We start from the raw sequence: 16,589 nt of genomic DNA on the forward strand, positions 1-16,589 counted from the left end.
AAGTTAAAGTTAAAGTATATTTTATTTTTAATCAATTAGTTACAAGAAATAAGGCTGCAAATGACTAATTTTGATTAAAAAATCATTGATAATCATAGTTGTGATTTGTTATATTAATAAAAAATCACACGGAATCACAGTGAGGTTTTTATGACAGAATTAAAAAGGCAAAATGCTCTATTAGAGCTTTTACACCAACAGGGCTCTATAACTGTTGCTGAAGTTGTTGAAAAATTTGAAATTTCACCTGCTACGGCACGGCGTGATATTACGAAATTAAGCGCTCAAGGAAAATTGAAAAAAGTGCGCAACGGCGCATATCCATGTGATGATAATAAAAATGCTGATTGGTCGCCGCTCACCATACGCGAAGCCAGTAATTATGATGAGAAAGCCAGAATCGCCAAACAGGCGGCTAAAATTTGCAAAAATGGTGACAGCATCGTGATCAATTGTGGTTCAACCGCATTTTTGTTGGGGCAAGAAATTTGTGGGAAATCGGTGCAAGTTATTACAAATTATTTTCCATTGCTAAATTATTTGATTGAGCAAGATCATGACAATTTGGTGGTGTTGGGCGGTCAATACTATAAAGAGCGGAGTCTGTTTTTAACCACTGATCAAAAGCCCGATACCTTTTATGCCGGACACTATATGTTTACCAGCGGCAGCGGATTAAGCGAAGAAGGCTTATTTAAAGTCGATTTGCTGTCAGCTATGGTAGAACAAAAAATGCTCGATCATGTGAATAAAGTTGTGGCTTTAGTCGATAGTTCAAAAGTCGGACAGCGGATAGGTACACTATTCTCTCTGGCAGAAAAGTTAGATATCGTTATTACCGGCAAAGATGCCGATACCAGAATCATTTCAGCCCTACGCAACAAAGGTGTTGAAGTTATTTTAGTGTAATTGCTCTGTTTGCCATGATAGCGAGTCGTAGCAAAATTAAATATTCGTTAATCTAAAAGAAGGTAATTATTATGAGTAAAGTTAATGAAATCACTCGCGAATCATGGATTTTAAGCACATTCCCTGAATGGGGAACTTGGCTTAATGAGCAAATTGAAAAAGAGCAGGTACAAAAAGGTACATTTGCCATGTGGTGGCTAGGTTGTACCGGTATCTGGTTAAAAACAGCCGGCAATACCAATATTTCCGTTGATTTTTGGTGTGGCACCGGTAAGCGCAGTGGTAAAAATCCGCTGATGAATAAACAGCATCAAATGATGCGCATGGGCGGCGTTCGCAACTTACAGCCGAATTTGAGAACATCGGTGTTTGTATTAGATCCGTTTGCGATTAAAGAAATTGATGCGGTAATGGCAACTCACGATCATGCCGACCACATTGACCCGAATGTCGCTGCCGCGGTATTGCAAAATTGCAGTGATAAAGTGAAATTTATCGGACCTAAAGCCTGTGTGGATTTGTGGACTAAATGGGGTGTTCCTGCCGAACGTTGTGTTACCGCCAAAGTCGGTGACGTCATTGAAGTCGGTGATGTTAAAGTGCGGGTCTTAGATGCCTTTGATCGGACGGCGTTGGTTACTTTGCCACAGGGCGTATCCTCTAAAGATAAAGACATTCTTGACAGCATGGATGAACGTGCTGTGAACTATCTTTTTGAAACGGATGGCGGTAACCTTTACCACTCCGGTGACTCCCACTATTCCAACTACTATGCCAAACACGGTAATGATTATAAAATCGACGTGGCATTAATGTCATACGGCGAAAACCCGCGCGGTGTTACCGACAAAATGACATCCTCTGATATTTTGCGTACCGCAGAATGTTTAAATACGCAAGTTGTTATTCCGATTCATCACGATATTTGGTCAAACTTCCAAAGCGACCCTCGTGAAATCGAAGTATTATGGAATATGAAGAAAAACCGTTTGGGTTATCAATTCACTCCATTCTTCTGGCAGGTTGGCGGTAAATATACCTTCCCGACCGATAAAGCAAAAATGCACTACCAACACTGGCGCGGTTTTGATGATATTTTCACTGACGAGCCGGAATTACCATACCGCTCTTTCTTATAATCAACACGATGCCGAGCAAATTGCTCGGCATTTTATTGCTATTTTTCCAAATAAAAAGGCATAGTAGACAAAAATGTGGCTGAAATCTCGCTTAATCCCTTATAGAATAAGGCGTTAAGTGAGATTTTTTAAAATGACCAAAAAATTGCTATTTCTGTGGTTCAGAACACATTAAAAAACACGGTAAAAATTCAGGCAAGCAACGCTATAAATGCTTGGATTGTTTACGGACATATTCTCACACAAATTACCTTCAATCCGCCCAAATCTGGCACGATTACACCGTCGGAAAACAGACGTATAAGCAGCTTGCGTTAACCTATGATTGTTCGGTCAGGACTATCCAAAGGCACCTGAAAAAAGCCCCTAAAACGCCACTCAGCACACCGCAAACCACAATGTTGAATCTTATTATGGATGTCACTTTTTTCGGGCGACAATTCGGCGTATTAGTCATAATGGATTCCCGCTCAAAAAAGGTGATTTACCACCAAATCGTTCGTACCGAAAAGGACATTTACTATACCAAAGCCATCAATCGATTGCGTAAAAAAGGATTTATTATTCAATCTATTACTTGCGATGGGCGACGGGGCTTATTGAAAGATATATTTAATACGCCAACCCAAATGTGCCAATTTCACCTTGTTGCAATGGTGATTCGCAAGCTGACGAGAAACCCTAAATCCGTTGCCGGAAAGGAACTGAAAACAATGGTTAAAACACTCAAGCAGAGTCACAAAAATGACTTTTATGTCCGTTTGCATCACTGGTTTTTGCAGCATAAAGCTTACTTAGAAGAACGGTCTGATATACCCGATAATCAGGGTAAATTTCCTTATAAACATCGCAAATTGAGAGGGGCTTATGCCAGTATTAAACGCTATATGGATTACTTGTTTGTCTTTGAAAAATACCCGGAGTTACGGATAGAAAAAACGACAAATCGGCTGGAAGGGCTGTTTAAGGATTTAAAGCAGAAATTATCCGTTCATAATGGACTAAACCGAAGGAATAAGATTATGTTTATACAGGATTTTTTGAATAAAAAGAGCTAGAAAAACTAGCGCTTTAAGAGGAGTAGCCACAAAAATGTCTAATAGAAGCTTAGATCTCAAAATCAGCCACATTTTTGGCTACTATGCCTGATATTGCCGACGGTGTAATAGATGTAACCCCAACCTTGAAGTGTTCTGCTTGCAAATTCGGCATTATACCAAGTAGTGTTACAATCTTTTAAGCCGGCTTTTTCAGCAATAATCTGAACTTGAAAGCGTGATTCGTCTTCTTTTTAAGAGTATTTAAGCCTTTTACAATGAAGTATTTATAAGGCTGCTTCGAATATTACAATAGTTATTGTTTGCAAATGTAGTGAAACGCATAAAAAAATAATATAGAGTAAATCCTACGTCAGTAGAATGATTTGGGCGGAATCTAACGCAATGCGTTGAGCATTCAGGATTGAACCACGACCTCTAAATTATCGTCGGTCGGCGTCAAGTTGATCTTACCGCCGCTCAATTCACTGTCGCTGTGAGTGACTATGGTCTGTAGTGGTTTTTCACTGATTATAGATCTAGATCTGCCGTGATCAGAGCAAAAAGCACTTATATTGGCAACATTGGCTATTTGGGTTGACCCACCATGGGGCATGATTGATGGCAAAAATCATTTGTATTACGTTAATGTTAAATCAAAGATTTACTATTAAAGTCTATAAAATATGCCTTTCCATGAATATTGGGATAATGGTGCCCGAGGCCAGACTTGAACTGGCACGACTCGAAAGTCGAGGGATTTTAAATCCCTTGTGTCTACCGATTTCACCACTCGGGCAATGATTCATTGCAATAAGATTTGGAGCGGGAAACGAGACTCGAACTCGCGACCCCAACCTTGGCAAGGTTGTGCTCTACCAACTGAGCTATTCCCGCGTTTTGATTCGTAACTGAATCAAGTGCGGTGCATTTTACTGATTTGAAATTGATAGTCAAATAAAATTATGACTTTTTATCTCAACTGCTTAAAAACACCGCACTTTCAAAGGTTAATGAGCAACGTCGTCCAGCAAACTGCCTTTGGCAGCGTTCAAATATTGCAACATTGACCAAACCGTCAGCACCGCGGCGATATACAGCGCCACGATAGCAACTTGCTCCATTAGCGGGTTGTAACGCCACAGTAAGCCAATCAGCGAAATCATTTGTGCGGTGGTTTTAAATTTGCCCCACCAAGAAACCGCCACCTTATTGCGATCGCCCAGCTCCGCCATCCACTCTCGCAGCGCGGAAATGATGATCTCGCGTGAAATCATCACAATTGCCGGAACGGTCACCCAAAAACTGTGATAATACTGCACCACTAACACCAGCGCCGCCGCCACCATCACTTTATCGGCAACCGGATCAAGAAAGGCACCGAAGCGGGTGGTTTGATTCCAGCGGCGGGCAAGAAAGCCGTCAAACCAATCGGTGATCGCCGCAATAAAAAACAGAAAAGCGGTCACGAATGGCGCCCATTTAAACGGGAGATAAAAACAGAGAATAAAGAACGGAATCAGTACGACCCGAAACAGCGTGAGGAATGTCGGTATATTAAATTTCATGGAAATAACACATCGCGGCAGAATTTTGGCTATTTTAGCCTAAAAAAAGAATTATTTAAACAGCATACGCAAATCGCACAAAGAAAAGGCGTATTTCTACGCCTTTTGCCTGTTTAACCGAACGGATTACACTGTTTAATGTCGCCGCTTTGCAAGCCACGTTTAAACCAAGCTAGGCGCTGTGCAGAAGTACCGTGGATGAAACTGTCGGGCACAACGTAGCCTTGGCTTTGTTTTTGCAGCCGATCGTCGCCAACTGCTTCAGCGGCACTGAAGGCTTCTTTCAAATCGCCGGATTCTAAGATGCCGTTTTTGTCGGCGTAATGCCCCCAGATGCCGGCAAAGCAGTCGGCCTGCAATTCCAGTTTAACCGAAAGCTGATTGGCGGCGGTTTGATTGCCGCTGCGCTGCTGGGCTTGTTGTACTTTCGGCAAAATGCCTAAAATATTTTGTACATGGTGCCCGACTTCGTGCGCAATCACATAGGCAAATGCCGCGTCGCCGGAAGCGCGCAATTTGCCGCTCATGTCTTTATAAAACGACAAATCCAGATATACACGTTGATCGTTCGGGCAATAGAACGGCCCCATTGCCGCCTGCCCTGTTCCGCAAGACGTTTGCGTGGCGTAGTTATACAGTACCATAGTCGGCGCGACATAGCGCTCGCCACTTTTGGCGAAATATTGATCCCACGCCACTTCGGTGTCCGCCAGCACTACGCGTGAAAATGCGTTTAGCTGTTGTTCCTCTTGTTCGCTGAGGCTGCTTTGATACCTGCCGCCGGCGCTGATGCCGCTGCTGTCAACTAAGCCGGAAAGATCGACCCCAAAATAAGCACCGACCAATAAAATCAATAACCCGACAACGCCGCCGCCTTTGCCGCCGAAACCACCGCCACCGCCGGAAGCTCCGTGGCGATCTTCAACATTGCTGCTTTGTCTACGTCCTTGCCAACGCATATCACACCTCTAGTAAATAAACCTAAAACGCCTTATTATCCACCGAATCATCTCACAATGTCTAGTAACTCGATTTGTTGGCGCACGTTTGTTTTTAGAAAATAGTCGCCTTGCTGCGGTAATTGTTTGATAAAAAATGGTTTTCCTTGATATTGAAATTTCAGTGCATACGCGTGCAGGTAAGTGCGGTCAAGTGCGGTTTTGTCGCCGTAGCGCTGATCACCTAAAATCGGACTGCCGATACTTTTCATCGCCACGCGAATTTGGTGGGTTTTGCCGCTTTTCGGCATTAAATGAAACAGTCGCAATCCCGGCCTCGCAGCTAACGCTGTTAAAACGGGTGATCGCCGGGTTTTCTCGGCTGTGGCTTAACTTCCAACTGCCGTTGCGGGTTTTCTGCATATCACCGATAATCAGCCCCTGCTTTTTCTTTGGTTTCTCGCCGGAAAGCGCGATATAATGCTTTTCAATTTGATGTTTTTGAAACAAATTTGATAATTCGGCGGCAGCTTGGCTATTGCGTGCCAAAATCAGCAGCCCCGAAGTGATTTTATCCAAACGGTGCACCAGCCATAGCGACGAGCAGCCCAACTGGCGGGCGACCAAATCCGGCAGTCCTGCTTCCTGTTGATCTTTGTGGACGCTGATGCCGACAGGCTTGTCGATAACAATAAAATCGGGATGTTGGTAAACAACGGTGATCGGTTCAAGTGCGGTTTGCATTTTATCAAGAGATGAAATTTAACATGGTGGTAAGCATAGTATGAATGTAGAACTTTCGCAAATTCTTGGTTATCTGATGCCGCCGCTAATCTGGATTTTCAGTGTCGGGATCACCGCGCGCTTGGCATTCAAAAAACAAGCGGTTTCCATCACTTTGGCGTGGCTGATGATTATCTATATGATCCCACTATTCGGGATTATTGCCTATTTGCTGTTAGGTGAAATCAAACTCGGACGCCGTCGCGCCGAATCATTTAAAAAACTCTCGCCGTTATACAAAACTTGGTTCAGCAGTTTTGATCACTGCTCGAATCTGACCTTGAGCAATCAAAACCTGCGTTTCAAACCGCTGTTCGCCCTCAGCCGCCAGCGCGTCGGCATTCCGTGCGTGTTGGGCAATGATCTGCATATTTTGGATACGCCGCAAACGATCATCAAAGCGATGATTCAAGATATTGAACGCTCGCAACACAGCATTTCGATGACGTTTTATATTTGGCATGACGGCGGGCTGGTGAACGATGTGATGACTGCACTGATTCAAGCCGCCAAACGCGGGGTGAAAATTGAGATTCTGCTCGATTCGGTCGGCAGCAAAAAATTTCTCGGCAGCAAAAACTACCGCTATATGCGCGATCACGGCATTCGGATTGAAGAAGCGCTGCACGCCAATCTGTTTCGGATGTTCTTTCGCCGGATTGATTTGCGGCAACACCGCAAAATTGTGGTGATCGATGAACATATTGCCTACACCGGCAGCATGAATATGGTCGATCCGCGCTATTTCAAACAAGATTCTCATGTCGGACAGTGGATCGACATTATGGTGCGAGTTGACGGCCCGGGCGCACTGATTTTGCAAGGGGTGCACAATTGGGGTTGGCAAATGGAAACCGAAGAAGACGTTTCGCTGCTGCCGCAATGCCCGATTTTACAGAATAAACCCGATGATTCGCACGGCGTACAGATTTTGCCGTCCGGGCCGGGATTCCCTGAAGATATGATGATCCAGTCACTGCTGCTGGCGTTCAGCAGCGCGCGGCGCAGTATCACCATCACCTCGCCCTATTTCGTACCGAGCGCAACCTTGGCGTCATCGCTGGCGACGGCAGCGGTTCGCGGCATTGATGTGCGCCTGATTCTGCCGGAAAAAAACGACTCATTTCTAGTGGAATGGGCAAGCCGCAATTTCTTTGACGAATTACTGGACGCCGGGGTGAAAATTTATCGTTTTGAACAAGGGCTGCTGCACACCAAAAGCATTTTGATCGATTCAAGGCTGGCGCTGCTCGGCACGGTGAACATGGATGAGCGCAGCTTTATGCTGAATTTTGAAGTAACGATGATTGTCGATGATTTGAGTTTCGGACAAGAAGTTGAAGCGTTGCAACAAGGCTATTTAACCCAGTCGGTGTTAATGCAGGAACAACAATGGGCGAAACGCTCGATTTATAAACGCTTTTTTGAGCGGCTGTTCTTTTTGTTCAGCCCACTCTTATAGCAAACACCGGTAACCACCACGATTTATGCAGAACAAGCAGTTAAACTTATATTTTATCCGCCACGGACGCACCGAATGGAACGAAGCCGGGCTGCTGCAAGGCGGCGGTGATTCGCCGTTGACCGAAGCGGGCATTAATGGCGCGAAAGCGACTGCCGTGGCGCTGAAAACTGTAGATTTTGCCGCCGCTTATAGCAGCCAATTGAAAAGAGCGGTTGATACCGCCACATTGATTATTGGCGAACGCACAATACCGCACTTTCAACTTGCCGGTTTAAACGAACAGTTTTTCGGCGTTTGGGAAGGGCAAGTGATCGCCGAGCTGCGCCGCTTGGACGAATTTCAAATCATGTCCACCCGCCCCGCCGATTATCTGGCGCAATCCAATCAGGGCGAAACCTATCAAGCGCTTCACCAACGCACTTGGCAAGCGCTGCAACAGATTATCGAGCAGCACTCGCAAGGCAACATTCTGATTGTTTCGCACGGGCATACCCTGCGGCTGTTGCTGCACGTTCTCAACGGCGGCGACTGGCGACAGCACCGCGATCCGGAGTTGAGCCCGACGGTGCTGAACACTGCGATTAATCTCGTTGAATATCGGCAAGATGCGCTAGCTTAATCTGCCGTAACGACGTACGTCATTTGGCAAGCGACAGCTTTCAAATCCGTTAATCTGAGTTAAAGTGCGGTTTCCAGCGCTTGTTGTAGCTGCGCGCGTTCGCTTTCACTCAGTGCGTGATTTTCGCGATTCACCAAAATAAAAAAGTCCTCGGCGCGTTCGCCGACGGTGGTGATTTTGGCGTTCAGCAAGTTTAGCCCCAGCTCGCTGAACACGTTACTGATCATCGCCAGCAAGCCGGGCTTATCCAGCACAAAAATCTCCAGTTCGGTTTGATCCGTTTTTTGGGTGTTGATAAACCGCACTTCGGTCGGCACATGGAAGTGTTGCAGCTTATTGTTGATTTTGTGGCGCAGCGCCGGTTTGTAATCACTTTGCAATGCGTTTAACACACTTTCTTCCAAACTGCGGCGGCGATCAAATTTCGCCAACAGCCCGCTGGTTTCGCTGATAATAAACGAATCCAAAGCGTAACCGTCGTTACTGGTTAAAATTTGTGCGTCGTGAATGGACAAATTTTTGGCTTCAATCGCGCGTACCACTTTGTTAAACAAGTGCGGTTGATCGGGGCAATACACAAACAGCTCGGTGCCGCCTTGGGAAAAGCGGTTGCTGGATTTGACAATGGTTTCGTTCGGCGCCGGGCAAACCAACTCCGCGTGCCACGCCAATTGCTGCGGGTTATTGCGCAAAAAATAATCCTGCGGGCACCGCTGCCAAAAATCGTTTACTGCGCGCAGTTTCAAGGTTTCATCTTGCAATAACGGCTGTAACAGCGCCAACGCTCGCAGCCGATGTTGTAAGATCTGATCGCTGACATCCAGTAAATAATCGCTGCCCTGTTGCAACTGTTGAGTAGTGAATTGATACAGCGTTTTGATCAGTGAGCGTTTCCAGCTGTTCCACAGCGTGCCGTTGGTGGCACTGATGTCCGCCACGGTTAAACAGCTGAGATAATCCAAGCGGATTTGATATTTCACGCTGTTGGCAAATTCCAACACCACTTGCGGATCATAAATATCGCGCCGCTGCGCTGTGACCGACATTTTCAGATGATTCAACACCAACCAAGCCATGGTTTCCGCTTCTTCTTCGATAAAACCGTGCTTTTGTGCGAAATCATACACGTCAATCGCGCCCAATTCGGCATGATCGCCGCCGCGCCCTTTGGCTATATCATGGAAAAGTGCGGTCACATACAGCAAACTGCGGTTCACCAGCTGCGGGAACAGCTCCACACACAACGGGTGTTGCTCGCGATTTTGCGGATCGAGGAAACTCTCCAGCTTCAACAGCACGCGAATGGTGTGTTCATCGACGGTGTAGGCGTGGAACAAGTCAAACTGCATTAAGCCACTGATATTGTTCCACTCCTCACAATAGGCATTCAACACGCCGTGTTGGTGCATCGGCACGAGCGCGCGCGCAATCACCTGCGGCTGTTGTAACAATCGGATAAATTTCTGCCGCGCCAGCGGATAGTCGATTAAATAACTGCTGTTTTGCAACAATGCCAACCGCAAACGGCGCAAGGTGGTGGAGTGAATTGTCGCCTGCGGTTGTGCGGTTAAATGGTAGAACAGATCTAAAATCGTGTCCGGCTGCAAAATAAAACAATCAGCACAGCGCAGCTGAATACTGTTGTTTTTCAGTTCGAAATTCTCGTCTAACGGCTGCACCGCACAGTCGTCACAACGATTGATAAAATGTTCCTGATAATGTTGCAACAGCAATTCGGTTAATTCGCGAATCTCATGGGCGGTGCGGAAAAACATTTTCATCATCTCTTCCACCGCTTGGTTGCCACGCATTTGCTGATCCGGCGTTTGGTAGCCCAAAATTTCGCTGACTTTCAGCTGGCGATCAAACAACAAACGGTTGTCATAACGTTTAATCACCAAATGCAATGCAAAGCGCAATTTAAACAGAAAATGCTGGGCGGCGTTTAAAATTCGGTGTTCCTCCGGGTAGATAAAGCCGGAATCCAAAATATCTTGCAAATTTTTCGCCCCGACGTGACGCAGTGCAATCCAATATAGCAAATGCAAATCGCGCAGCCCGCCCGGATTATATTTGATATCCGGCTCCAAATTGTAGCCGGTGTTGTTGTAGCGTTGATAACGCTGCTCTTTTTCCTGCATTTTGCCGTGGAAAAATGCCTCGACGCTCCAGAAGTCCGAGGCATGAACCGCAGTTTCTAATTCGCTGAAAAGTGCGGTTTGCCCGGCAAGAAAACGCGCTTCCAGCAAATTGGTGGCGATGCTGATGTCGTGTTTCCCTTCGGCAAGACACTGTTCGACCGTGCGCACGCTGTGCCCGATTTCAAACCGGCAATCCCATAAAAATTGAATCAACTGCGCGATCTGCTCCTCCAGCGACGGCTCAAGTGCGGTTTCGCTTAAAATTAAAATATCCAGATCGGACAGCGGAAACATCTCCTCGCGTCCGTAACCGCCCACCGCGATTAATGCCAGCGGTTGTTGTTCCAGCCCAAATTGCCGCCATAACTCGCACAGCAGTTGATCATAAAATCGGCTGCGATTGGCGATCAGTTGATTGACATCGGTGTGGGAAAATTGTGCCAGTTCATCGGCTTTTAATTCCTCCAACCGCTCTTTCACATCGTTGACAGTTAAGGTAGAAAAATCAGGGGAAAACGGTTTCATCAGCAGCACGCTCTTTCAACAATCAGCAAATAAAAAACGCCACATCAGGGCGTTTTTAAAAAATTAAACATTCACCATTATTCGGGAAATACGCCCTTCGGCAATCTCTTCATCACGAATAGTCATCACTTCGCAGCCATTTTCGGTCACTACAATTTGATGCTCATATTGCGCCGACGGGCTGCGATCTTTGGTTTTCACCGTCCAACCGTCTTTCATCAACCGCACTTCGCGTCGTCCGGCATTGACCATCGGCTCAATCGTAAACACCATTCCCTCTTTCAACACCACGCCACCGTCATCAGAATAATAGTGCAGCACTTGCGGATCGCAATGGAATTGATCGCCGATGCCATGCCCGCAATATTCACGCACCACCGAGCAGCCTTTGCTTTCGACATATTGCTGAATGCTACGTCCGATTTCGTTTAAACGAATGCCCGGTTTCACTGTGCGCAAGCCGATATACAGCGATTCCAGCGTAATTTCACACAAGCGTTTTGCTTTGATCGACGGCTCGCCGACCAGATACATTTTGGAGTTATCGCCGAAAAAACCGTCTTTGATCACGGTGACGTCGATGTTCACAATATCGCCGTTTTTCAGCACTTTATCTTCGCTCGGAATACCGTGGCAAACCACTTCGTTAACCGAGATACAAGTGGCTTTCGGGAAACCGTGGTAGTTTAAACAAGCGGGAATCACCTTTTGCACATTGGTCATGTATTCATGGCAAATGCGATCCAATTCACCGGTGGTCACGCCCTCTTTTACATAGGGTTCAATCATCACCAACACATCTTGCGCCAGCTTGCAGGCCTCGCGTAATTTTGCCAATTCGGCGTCATTGCGGATAGGAATATTCATGGGTTACCTTACTTTTCAGCTTATTTTTCAATTCCCGCCAGTATAGCATTTTCGTTCCGCCAGATAAAATACTATGCGGTTTTCCGCAGCCGCTCGGCGATTTTGTTGCCAAATATCCCTTGAACCGAGTTTCAGCTTGTATAATAATAGCCGAATGATTTTTTTGGACATCAGTGGGAGTCCTTATGACAGATGTAGCAATTCCGTTAGTTTTTACCGATGCGGCAGCAAACAAGGTGAAAAATTTGGTAGCGGGCGAAGAAAATCCGGATTTAAAACTGCGGGTGTATATCACCGGCGGCGGTTGCAGCGGGTTTCAATACGGTTTTACCTTTGATGAAAAAGTTAACGACGGCGACTTGACTATCGAGAAAAACGGCGTTGAATTGGTGGTTGACCCGATGAGCTTGCAATATTTAATCGGCGGCACGGTCGATTACACCGAAGGGCTGGAAGGCTCGCGTTTTATCGTCAACAACCCGAACGCCAGCACCACTTGCGGCTGCGGTTCGTCATTCAGTATTTAAGATTTTTTCTGTTTTTTAGTCAAAAAGAAAGGTGTTATGCTTGCCATAACACCTTTTTTGTTTATGCGAGATTTCCCCAATCCGACCGCACTTCCCAAATCGGCTTCGACACCGTTGGCAGCCAGAGGTTTTTTCCTAGTTCAATCCAGCCGCAGGGATAGTGAAAATCCGAGCCGGCCGAGGCATACAGCTCCATTTCGGCGACCAGTTTGGCTAAATTATGTCGTTGATCGGGCGATTGTCCACTGTGCGCCACTTCGACCGCGTCGCCGCCCCACTGTTTAAAATCAGTCAACAACCGAATCAGCCATTTGCGGGTCAGCGGATAGCGCAAAGGATGAGCGCAGACCGCAAGCCCGCCTGCTTGGTGGATCACTCGATTCGCGGTTTCAATGTCACACCACTGCGCGGCGACGTGCGCCGGTTTGCCTTGTCCGAGGTAGCGTTTAAACGCCTGCGTTTCGTTTTTCACTTTGCCGACTTGCACCAGATAACGCGCATAATGCGCGCGGGTGACTTCACCTGCCGCCAACGATTTCGCCCCTTGATAAGCCTGTTCCACACCGCACTTTTCCAGTTTTGCCCCGATTGCCAGCGCGCGCTGATGACGCAATTCCGCCTGTTGGGCTAAAAGTGCGGTCATCGCCGGATGAGTGTGATCAAATCCCAATCCGACAATGTGAATGCCGCGGTTTTGCCACAAGGTTGAAATTTCCACGCCGTTAATCAGCAGAATGCCGTGTTGTTGTGCTGCCAGTCTTGCTTCGTTTAACCCCTCAACCGTATCATGATCGGTCAACGCCAAAACATTAATGCCCTGTTCTGCCGCCCTAACAACCACTTCGCTCGGGGTTAAAACACCGTCGGAGGCGTTGCTGTGGCAGTGTAAGTCGAAACGTAACGTGGATGTGGCGAGTGGATACGCGGAAGCTTGAGGCGAATCTGTTGACATAGTTTTCTCTGGTATTGTTTTTTTAATTAAAATGACATTGGCTGCACGATGCGTAGATTAAGCGGTTTGTTGCTGCCAAAACGGATCAACGGCATATTCGGCTTGATCCAGATAATGCAAGCGATTAGTGAAAATCCGCAACGGCTGCCCGAATTGCAGTTTCAAGCCCGGCAACTCAAGTGCGGTTTCCAACAGTAAACAATCGGCAACTTGATCATCGCCGTCGAATAACAGCAAGGAAATGGTTTGCTGCGTTTGCTTGATTTGGGTCTGCACCAAGCAAGGATATTGCGCAACTGACGGCACAACGCTGCCTTCGCACGCCTCAAAAAACCAGCTTTTCGGCTGTTTCGGCAGTAAAAAAGATTTGGCGGCAACCGCGGTGTAGGCGATAAATTCCTGTTGATTCGGCGTAATCAATTCGCTGTATTCAATAAGCTCGATGATTTGGTTATAAAACAGGAAATCCTCTACTTCGCAATCGCAGTTGATGAACGCACTTTGATTGAGCATTTCGCCTTTCAACGCAGTGCGGATTTTTTTCGGGGTCGTTTGCGAGCAAAGCGTCAGACAGTCTGTCGCTTTGTCATATTCCCAATAAAAAAAACCGTTCACATTCATCATCTTTGTCCGTTATCGTATCCTTGCGGTGCGCCTTTTGGTGCACGTTTAACACGGTATGATTTCATGCTACCTGTTTTCTTTTTGTACGGCTAGTTTTTTATCCGAAATTGCGGACTAAACCGCACTTTTCTCCTCAATTAACACCAAAAATGCCGCTACGGTAAAAAATGAACCGAAAATTAACAGCAGATCCGATGCCGACATCGCTTGAAGTGCGGTTTTGACCGCTTTCGCCACGCTTTCGGCAGTCGTCGCCGTTTGCAAGGCACTCTGCGGTAGCTGTTGCTGCACCGCCGTTTGCAATTCCGCTGCGGTTTGCCCGCGATAGCCGTCCAAACCGGCAAAGCACCAGTGATCGATTAAACCGGCTAACGGCTCAGCCACATTCGCCGCGTCTTTATCTTTCAACATCGCAAACACTGCGGTTACATTCAGTTTATCGTGACGTTGTAACTTGAGCGTTTGCAGTTTTTGTGCCAAATAGCGTGCGGCATGCGGATTATGTCCGACATCGATAAGCACTTGCGGCAAATTATCCGGATCGAGCTGCCACGCTTGCACCAACGGCTGCAATTGCGCACGGCTGATGGTTTGAAAACGCCCGTTCAGCTCCACTTCTGCCAATGTGGTTGCGATAATTTGCGGCGAAATATCGAACGGCAAACGCTGACAAACCGCAAGTGCGGTCGCGGCATTTGCCAGTGGAATTTGCGGCAGCGGTAAATTTTGCAGCTGTGTTTCGCTACTTTGCCACTGCCAAGCGTGCTCATTCACTTGATAGTGCCACTCTTTCCCGACACGAAATACATTACAGCCCAGCTGTTCGGCGTGTTCCAACATCGATTGCGGTACTTCCGCTTCGCCGATAACCGCACTTTTGCCTGTGCGGAAAATGCCCGCTTTCTCATAGCCGATCTGCTCGCGGTTGTCGCCGAGAAAATCGACGTGATCAATATCAATTGAGGTGATCACACTGATATCGGCATCGACAATATTGGTGGCGTCCAGCCGTCCGCCGAGACCGACTTCCAGAATCACCACGTCGAGCTTCGCCTGTTTAAACAGCTGCAACGCCGATAAAGTGCTAAATTCAAAATAACTTAGCGACTCGCTTTTATGTTGATCGAGAAAGTAAAACGATTCGGTGTGCTGATGATCAGGCAGTTCCTGGTTTTGAATCCGAACCCGTTCGTTGTAACGCAGCAAGTGCGGTGAGGAATATACGCCGACGCGATAACCGGCGTTCAGCAGCAGCATTTCCAGCAAGCGACAGGTGGTGCCCTTGCCGTTGGTGCCGCCGACGGTGATCACAAAAGGCGCGGGATTGAGCAGCTCCAGTTGCTGCGCCACACGTTTCACGCGTTCCAATCCCATATCAATGATTTTGCCGTGGCTCTGCTCTATATAGCAAAGCCACTTCTCCAGCGGAGAGGTGGCTTGTAAAGTTGTTGTCATATTATTGTTAGTTTTGTTCTTGAGGAAGCTCGGTTTCGCTCTCTTCTACAGTGTCTTGTTCGGCAACTAATTCCGCTTCTTTAAACGGCGACGGCTGCCCGCAGAGTTTAGACAAAATGCTGGCTAAGGTTTTGCGCATTTCCAAACGATTCACAATCATATCAATCGCGCCTTTTTCCAACAAAAACTCACTACGTTGGAAGCCTTCCGGCAGTTTTTCACGCACGGTTTGTTCAATAACCCGCGGACCGGCAAAGCCGATCAATGCTTTCGGCTCGGCAATATTAATGTCGCCCAACATCGCAAAACTGGCGGAAACGCCGCCCATGGTCGGATCGGTCAACACTGAAATATACGGCACGCCCGCTTCTTTCAGTTTTGCCAACACCGCACTGGTTTTTGCCATTTGCATTAGTGAGAATAGCGCTTCTTGCATGCGCGCGCCGCCACTGGCTGAGAAACAGATTAACGGACAACGATTTGCCAATGCGGCTTCTGCGGCTTTCACAAATTTGCCGCCGACCACCGAACCCATCGAGCCGCCCATGAAGTTAAAGTTAAACGCAGCAACCACCACCGGTAAATCATAGATTTTACCTTGCATCACGATTAATGCGTCTTTCTCGCCGGTCTGTTTTTGCGCGGCGGTGATACGATCTTTATAGCGTTTCAGATCTTTAAATTTCAGCACGTCTTCCGGCTCAATCTCCGCCGCCAGCTCGTGCGCGGTGTTTTCGTCCAACAGTTGCAACAAGCGCATCCGCGGATCGATACGCATATGGTGACCGCACTTCGGACACACTTCCAAATTGCGCACCACTTCATCACGATATAAAACCTGTTCACATGAGGTACATTTTGTCCAGATGCCTTCCGGAACATTTGCCTTTTGGCTGCTGCTGCTTACTGAGGTTTTACTAAAAATTCTTTCAATCCAGCTCATTGGTTAACCTTGTTGATGATTCTTGTTAATGGTAAGGGTTACGATAACTTTGCGTTATTACACCATATTTATCGCGTTTTTTATACATTTTTCTGGA

15 protein-coding genes, 2 tRNA genes and 1 pseudogene are annotated in these 16,589 nt (G+C 46.9%); 6 read left to right on the plus strand and 12 right to left on the minus strand.

Going from position 1 to position 16,589, the window contains the following annotated elements; genetic code table 11:
- Positions 1-150: 150 nt before the first annotated feature.
- From ulaR to ACUHGC_RS09200, 3 genes are all read left to right on the plus strand, one after another.
- Positions 151-909, plus strand: coding sequence for an HTH-type transcriptional regulator UlaR (ulaR, locus tag ACUHGC_RS09190; RefSeq protein ID WP_446833037.1), 759 nt, complete (start codon positions 151-153; stop codon positions 907-909).
- 71 nt (positions 910-980) lie between these two features.
- Positions 981-2,048, plus strand: coding sequence for an L-ascorbate 6-phosphate lactonase (gene ulaG / locus ACUHGC_RS09195; protein ID WP_446833038.1), 1,068 nt, complete (start codon positions 981-983; stop codon positions 2,046-2,048).
- 170 nt (positions 2,049-2,218) lie between these two features.
- Positions 2,219-3,106: an IS256 family transposase, variant Zn-binding type gene (locus ACUHGC_RS09200; RefSeq protein WP_446834861.1), complete on the plus strand. Its 888-nt coding sequence runs from the start codon at positions 2,219-2,221 to the stop codon at positions 3,104-3,106.
- Between the two features lie 62 nt (positions 3,107-3,168).
- Here the strand turns inward: ACUHGC_RS09200 and ACUHGC_RS09205 are convergent, their stop codons facing one another.
- The 6 genes and pseudogenes from ACUHGC_RS09205 to ACUHGC_RS09230 form a co-directional block, all read right to left on the minus strand.
- Positions 3,169-3,309 carry an ecotin family protein gene (locus tag ACUHGC_RS09205; RefSeq protein ID WP_446834881.1) on the minus strand — a complete coding sequence of 47 codons (141 nt, stop codon included), beginning with the start codon at positions 3,307-3,309 and terminating at the stop codon, positions 3,169-3,171.
- A 488-nt stretch (positions 3,310-3,797) separates the two neighbouring features.
- Positions 3,798-3,884: transfer RNA gene (locus ACUHGC_RS09210), tRNA-Leu, on the minus strand.
- Positions 3,885-3,906: 22 nt separating this feature from the next.
- Positions 3,907-3,982: transfer RNA gene (locus ACUHGC_RS09215), tRNA-Gly, on the minus strand.
- Between the two features lie 113 nt (positions 3,983-4,095).
- Positions 4,096-4,653: a CDP-diacylglycerol--glycerol-3-phosphate 3-phosphatidyltransferase gene (pgsA, locus tag ACUHGC_RS09220; RefSeq protein WP_446833039.1), complete on the minus strand. Its 558-nt coding sequence runs from the start codon at positions 4,651-4,653 to the stop codon at positions 4,096-4,098.
- A 113-nt stretch (positions 4,654-4,766) separates the two neighbouring features.
- Complete coding sequence (gene ypfJ / locus ACUHGC_RS09225; RefSeq protein WP_446833040.1) at positions 4,767-5,612, minus strand: KPN_02809 family neutral zinc metallopeptidase; 846 nt, start codon at positions 5,610-5,612, stop codon at positions 4,767-4,769.
- A gap of 47 nt (positions 5,613-5,659) precedes the next feature.
- Positions 5,660-6,335, minus strand: a pseudogene (locus ACUHGC_RS09230) (TIGR01621 family pseudouridine synthase).
- A 40-nt stretch (positions 6,336-6,375) separates the two neighbouring features.
- On the opposite strand from ACUHGC_RS09230, the gene cls reads away from it, so the two are divergent.
- Both cls and ACUHGC_RS09240 read left to right on the plus strand, forming a co-directional pair.
- A complete protein-coding gene (gene cls / locus ACUHGC_RS09235; RefSeq protein WP_446833041.1) occupies positions 6,376-7,836 on the plus strand; it encodes a cardiolipin synthase in 1,461 nt (486 codons plus the stop codon).
- Between the two features lie 25 nt (positions 7,837-7,861).
- Positions 7,862-8,458, plus strand: coding sequence for a histidine phosphatase family protein (locus tag ACUHGC_RS09240; RefSeq protein WP_446833042.1), 597 nt, complete (start codon positions 7,862-7,864; stop codon positions 8,456-8,458).
- Positions 8,459-8,517: 59 nt separating this feature from the next.
- Here ACUHGC_RS09240 and glnD read toward each other — a convergent pair whose 3' ends face one another.
- The gene (glnD, locus tag ACUHGC_RS09245; protein ID WP_446834882.1) at positions 8,518-11,127 is read right to left on the minus strand and encodes a bifunctional uridylyltransferase/uridylyl-removing protein GlnD; all 2,610 of its coding nucleotides are present in this window, start codon (positions 11,125-11,127) and stop codon (positions 8,518-8,520) included.
- A gap of 60 nt (positions 11,128-11,187) precedes the next feature.
- The gene (map, locus tag ACUHGC_RS09250) at positions 11,188-11,991 is read right to left on the minus strand and encodes a type I methionyl aminopeptidase (protein WP_446833043.1); all 804 of its coding nucleotides are present in this window, start codon (positions 11,989-11,991) and stop codon (positions 11,188-11,190) included.
- Between the two features lie 185 nt (positions 11,992-12,176).
- On the opposite strand from map, the gene erpA reads away from it, so the two are divergent.
- Positions 12,177-12,518, plus strand: coding sequence for an iron-sulfur cluster insertion protein ErpA (gene erpA, locus ACUHGC_RS09255; RefSeq protein ID WP_446833044.1), 342 nt, complete (start codon positions 12,177-12,179; stop codon positions 12,516-12,518).
- 61 nt (positions 12,519-12,579) lie between these two features.
- Here erpA and rnm read toward each other — a convergent pair whose 3' ends face one another.
- From rnm to accD, 4 genes are all read right to left on the minus strand, one after another.
- Complete coding sequence (gene rnm / locus ACUHGC_RS09260) at positions 12,580-13,470, minus strand: RNase RNM (RefSeq protein WP_446833045.1); 891 nt, start codon at positions 13,468-13,470, stop codon at positions 12,580-12,582.
- Positions 13,471-13,527: 57 nt separating this feature from the next.
- Positions 13,528-14,094: a cell division protein ZapC domain-containing protein gene (locus tag ACUHGC_RS09265; RefSeq protein ID WP_446833046.1), complete on the minus strand. Its 567-nt coding sequence runs from the start codon at positions 14,092-14,094 to the stop codon at positions 13,528-13,530.
- A gap of 114 nt (positions 14,095-14,208) precedes the next feature.
- Complete coding sequence (gene folC, locus ACUHGC_RS09270; RefSeq protein ID WP_446833047.1) at positions 14,209-15,549, minus strand: bifunctional tetrahydrofolate synthase/dihydrofolate synthase; 1,341 nt, start codon at positions 15,547-15,549, stop codon at positions 14,209-14,211.
- A gap of 7 nt (positions 15,550-15,556) precedes the next feature.
- Complete coding sequence (gene accD, locus ACUHGC_RS09275; protein ID WP_446833048.1) at positions 15,557-16,492, minus strand: acetyl-CoA carboxylase, carboxyltransferase subunit beta; 936 nt, start codon at positions 16,490-16,492, stop codon at positions 15,557-15,559.
- Positions 16,493-16,589 lie beyond the last annotated feature (97 nt).

The sequence above is a fragment of the Testudinibacter sp. P27/CKL/0425 genome, from assembly GCF_052931395.1.

Bases quoted from the DNA above. Each gene is read 5' to 3' on its own strand.
- ulaR (WP_446833037.1), top strand. From the start codon at position 151: ATGACAGAATTAAAAAGGCAAAATGCTCTATTAGAGCTTTTACACCAA.
- ulaG (WP_446833038.1), top strand. From the start codon at position 981: ATGAGTAAAGTTAATGAAATCACTCGCGAATCATGGATTTTAAGCACA.
- pgsA (WP_446833039.1), bottom strand. From the start codon at position 4,653: ATGAAATTTAATATACCGACATTCCTCACGCTGTTTCGGGTCGTACTG.
- ypfJ (WP_446833040.1), bottom strand. From the start codon at position 5,612: ATGCGTTGGCAAGGACGTAGACAAAGCAGCAATGTTGAAGATCGCCAC.
- cls (WP_446833041.1), top strand. From the start codon at position 6,376: ATGAATGTAGAACTTTCGCAAATTCTTGGTTATCTGATGCCGCCGCTA.
- ACUHGC_RS09240 (WP_446833042.1), top strand. From the start codon at position 7,862: ATGCAGAACAAGCAGTTAAACTTATATTTTATCCGCCACGGACGCACC.
- map (WP_446833043.1), bottom strand. From the start codon at position 11,991: ATGAATATTCCTATCCGCAATGACGCCGAATTGGCAAAATTACGCGAG.
- erpA (WP_446833044.1), top strand. From the start codon at position 12,177: ATGACAGATGTAGCAATTCCGTTAGTTTTTACCGATGCGGCAGCAAAC.
- rnm (WP_446833045.1), bottom strand. From the start codon at position 13,470: ATGTCAACAGATTCGCCTCAAGCTTCCGCGTATCCACTCGCCACATCC.
- ACUHGC_RS09265 (WP_446833046.1), bottom strand. From the start codon at position 14,094: ATGATGAATGTGAACGGTTTTTTTTATTGGGAATATGACAAAGCGACA.
- folC (WP_446833047.1), bottom strand. From the start codon at position 15,549: ATGACAACAACTTTACAAGCCACCTCTCCGCTGGAGAAGTGGCTTTGC.
- accD (WP_446833048.1), bottom strand. From the start codon at position 16,492: ATGAGCTGGATTGAAAGAATTTTTAGTAAAACCTCAGTAAGCAGCAGC.